3 protein-coding genes are annotated in these 4,104 nt (G+C 59.7%); all 3 read right to left on the bottom strand.

Annotation, left to right across the window (positions count from 1 at the left end; genetic code table 11):
* Positions 1 to 671 precede the first annotated feature (671 nt).
* Positions 672 to 1,073 (bottom strand): DUF7668 domain-containing protein, encoded by a 402-nt coding sequence (locus M0G41_RS18960; protein WP_425511282.1) that lies wholly within the window; start codon positions 1,071 to 1,073, stop codon positions 672 to 674.
* Between the two features lie 1,527 nt (positions 1,074 to 2,600).
* Entirely contained in the window at positions 2,601 to 3,065 is a 465-nt protein-coding gene (locus tag M0G41_RS18955; RefSeq protein ID WP_425511281.1) for a DUF4279 domain-containing protein, read from the bottom strand.
* A gap of 93 nt (positions 3,066 to 3,158) precedes the next feature.
* Positions 3,159 to 3,602: a hypothetical protein gene (locus M0G41_RS18530; protein WP_248211725.1), complete on the bottom strand. Its 444-nt coding sequence runs from the start codon at positions 3,600 to 3,602 to the stop codon at positions 3,159 to 3,161.
* Positions 3,603 to 4,104: the final 502 nt, after the last annotated feature.

Below are 4,104 nucleotides of genomic sequence, written 5' to 3'. Positions count from 1 at the left end.
GCCAGAAGACGAAACCGGAAAGAACAGAAGCGACCGCAACAAATGCTGCCATTGCCGCGGCAGAGAAGGAACGCATCACCATGCCGCCCAACGCCGCATTGAGCGGCCGATGGCCGACATCATGTCAGGAAACTCGAAGGCCAGCCCCATCGGTCCGCTCGAATGCCGAGTTAGGGCGCGGCTACGCGCGATCTACGCGCCATCGGCGACGCAACCGTGCCGGCTGCCAGCAAAGACAGTGACAGCGGCGAGAGCCACCAATGGGTGTACGAGTTCAGCCCCCATGCACCCGCAGCGACCAGCCCCCAAACAAGACAGGCCGCTCCGAGTACGGACCAACCCACCCGCTTCCCCGAAGCCAGCAAGGCGCCTGAGATCGCGAATGTGAGCCACATGAGGGCACAGAAGGCCTGGTAGCGCTCGAACGAATCAACGTAGCCGGGAAGGCTCGAAAGCCCCGTATGAGTTGAGATCTCCATTTCCAGGAGCTGAGCCTGAGTTACCCACAGCCCCAGCAGAGTGACCATGGAGATTGTCAGGATTGCTCCGAGCACGCGACCAAGCATCCAGAGCACCCTAACGCCGCGTTAAGCGGCCGCCGGCCGAAAACATATCAGTAAACATCGAAGCACCTCCCGGCGGTCCGCTTGAACGCATAGTTGTATTGCACGCTAAGGCACATAGACAGCACTGACCTGGAGGCTCAAGGAGTCGATCGCCTCATTCTCTCGGACACGAGCGCTCAGAACCATGTCGCTTCTACCCTCTGCCTCAGTGTTCAGGTCGACCAGAAGATCCCAGTAGCCCTCCATCCATTGGCAGACAGATGACTCCCACGTTTCATCGGACAGAGGCGCTAGCTTCTCGCCGTAGTCTCGGATGCACTGCTCGATCTGAATTGCAACGCTTTCCTCTAACGGAACGACTCCCGCAATAGGTTCTCTCAGGCCGTAGTCGCCACCAACAAACGCGTCGACGATGGCTTCGAAGGACGACCTCCATGCGGAAGGGACACGATACTGTCGCTCAGGATCTTTCAGAGCAGCAACAATGTTTCCCTCAGCGAGATGCATCACGGCTGCGAGAACCTATCAGGTGCAGTACAACGCCGCGTTAAGCGGCCGCCGGCCGAGAACGTATCAGTAAACATCGAAGCACCTCCCGGCGGTCCGCTTGAACGCATAGTTGGGCAGCAAGGGAGGGTGCCGGAGCGAGGCGCCTCGGGATGGAAAGCCTGGCCCTGTCGCCCGCCACCTGAAATCCTCCGAGCCGCTGACCAGATGCTAGCGGAACCAGGCACCGGAATGGCGACTTGCTGCACGACTCAGCACCCCTGGCGTGCGAAAGCGGGCCCGCCTGCGAAACCGCTCGGGAGCCAACGAAAGCCGACCCCAAGCGCCCGACGCCACCGTGATTCGAAGCGTGAGCTGCATCACCGCGCGAAGACTGGGAGGAACCCCACTCCCTTGCGGCCCAACGCCGTGTTAACCGGCCTGCGGCCGACAGTGCTCGGTTGATGCGAACTACCTCCCCGCAGGTCCGGTTGAACACATAGTTGGGCGGCATCACAGGGAACCCCACAAATACATTCCCTTTCCAGACTCCCGAGAACGGATTGCGAGGCGTCGCAGCTCACGAATTATTGGCTCTACATCTTCCGGCTGAGCGCCCACTTCCTCGTGCTGAGCCCACCTGCTAGCAACACCAGAGAGGGCCTCATCGGAAAGTTGAGATAGCAAGGATACGAGCGGCGGCGGAAACTCCATTAGCCATCGATGGTACGGGGGCTCAAACCGAACATGGCGAAGTTGGTGGGTGCTTGGCGCCCAATCACGGCCCTCGAGGTCAGCCCAGAGCAGTTCAAACTCGAGGCTCGTAAGACCGTTCCACTCAGCACCGTCGGACACCTGGCTACTCGAAATGGCAGCCTGAAGCTGGCCCTCGTATCCCAGAGCTTGATCTGGGCTGGCGATGACAACGTCAGCAAGGATGCCCACAACCCCTCCTATGCAGCCCAACGCCGCGTTAAGCGGCCGCGGGCCGATGAAACTTCAGGAAATAGCGAAACACCACCCCGCGGTCCGCTTGAACGCATAGTTAGCTCTCGTCGCCGAGCATAATGGCCCTTATTCTGGGGCCAACGACCTTGTAGCGCCAGAGCTTCGGGTGTTCACCAGAGCGGAAGATGATAACCGCCAATTCACCTGGAACCCATGGCGGAGGACAGCCTCCGACTTGCGTCTCAATGACGCCCGATGCTTTCCCGATGAGGACCTCCGTTACGACAAGTCTGACTTTGTATGGGTCTAGGGCATAACTCGGCCAAACTTGCGCCGAGCCGCTCAGGAGCTGGGCCTCGAACTCTGGGTGGGCGACACTTGTTATCGTGCCGATAGCGATTGCCTCGGCGCCATGGATCGCGCTCTCAGAAAACGGCATCGGACGACAAGCAAATGTTGTGCTGGACGCGACCAAAATCGAAAAGAAGGCGAGTGAGCGACAAGCCATAAATCGAGAGCTAACGCCGCGTTGAGCGGCCTGCGGCCGACAGCAATGAGTTCATTCGAAGTAGCTCCCCGCAGGTCCGCTCTAACGCACAGTTATGCGTCTGTATCGCCATTGGAAAAGATCTCCATCTCCAACCCGACACCTAGAAGGTTCAGCCAAGCAACCAAGTCTGGGGAAAGACTGAACCCGGAACTCCACTCTTCCAAGTGGAGCGTCAGACGCACTTGAACCGAATAGCGCGCCCGCAACTGCTCCCAAAATTGAGCTGAATCAGGCACTCTCAAGCGAAGCCGTCGAAGCGCCGCGGTCGGTCCTTCAGGGAGTATGCCTCGCTCCTCAAGGAACCACGCCCCATGCTTCATGGCCGGAGAGCGCGGACCCCGTCTGAACCCCGCACGAAAGCTCTCCGTTGGCTCGACCCCGATGAGAGTGGTCACTTGCTTAGGATCAAGGCTCGACCCGAAAACCCCCAATGTGGCTGAGGACTCGCCGATGGGACCGCCGACCCCGACCAGGTCGCGAGCGCTCTTGAAGGCGGTAACGGTGCCTAGGGCCATAGTCAAGACGCATAACGCCGCGTTGAGCGGCCTGCGGCCGACAGTGATTGGTTCATTCGAAGTAGCTCCCCGCAGGTCCGCTCTAACGCACAGTTATGCCACATCTCCGAGCGACTTCACATCAGATAACCTTGGGTCACCGAGCCAAATCGCGTCGACAATTGAGAACACTTTAGAAGCGAGCGCCGTGCCAACGACTTCAGACCTGTCGAAGGCCTTCTCGCACAGTGCTAGATAGTTGGCATAGCGTCCCTCGGCATCGACCACCATGAAACCACCTTGCGCCGAATCAGGGCGGTAGAGTAGCGACACCAAGAACCGATCAGCTGGACCAAACCCTTCACCCCATGGACCTATCACGAGGTCCAAGTTGGGGAAATGATTCGGTGAACCGACTGTCCATTGAATGTAGTAGAGCGCAGCTGTGGCCTGACCATCGAGAACTTCGCCCCAGAGCTTTCGAGATTCGGCACCGCAGCAATCACAGAACGACTCTGAGCTACCCGAAACTTCAACTGACAGCGCCGCTTCGATCATGGGGCATAACGCCGCGTTAAGCGGCCGCCGGCCGAAAGCGTATCAGTAAACATCGAAGCACCTCCCGGCGGTCCGCTTGAACGCATAGTTGGGCAGCAAGGGAGGGTGCCGGAGCGAGGCGCCTCGGGACGGAAAGCCTGCCCCTGTCGCCCGCCACCTGAAATCCGCCGAGCCGCTGACCAGATGCTAGCGGAACCAGGCACCGGAATGGCGACTTGCTGCACGACTCAGCACCCCTGGCGTGCGAAAGCGGTGCCCGCCTGCGAAACCGCTCGGGAACCAACGAAAGCCGACCCCAAGCGCCCGACGCCACGGTGATTCGGAGCGAGGGCTACATGACCGCCCGAGCACTGCAAGGAACCCGACTCCCTTGCGGCTCAACGCCGCGTTAAGCGGCCGCCGGCCGACAACGTATCAGTAAACATCAAAGCACCTCCCGGCGGTCCGCTTGAACGCACAGTTGGACGGCATGCCCAGAAACCTAGATGAAAGGCTTGGTAAG

Origin of the sequence: Pseudomarimonas salicorniae (assembly GCF_023156535.1) — a bacterium.
Classification (GTDB): domain Bacteria; phylum Pseudomonadota; class Gammaproteobacteria; order Xanthomonadales; family Xanthomonadaceae; genus Pseudomarimonas; species Pseudomarimonas salicorniae.
The sequence above is the reverse complement of the archived record's forward strand: the minus strand, read 5'-3'. Positions and strand labels throughout refer to the sequence as shown.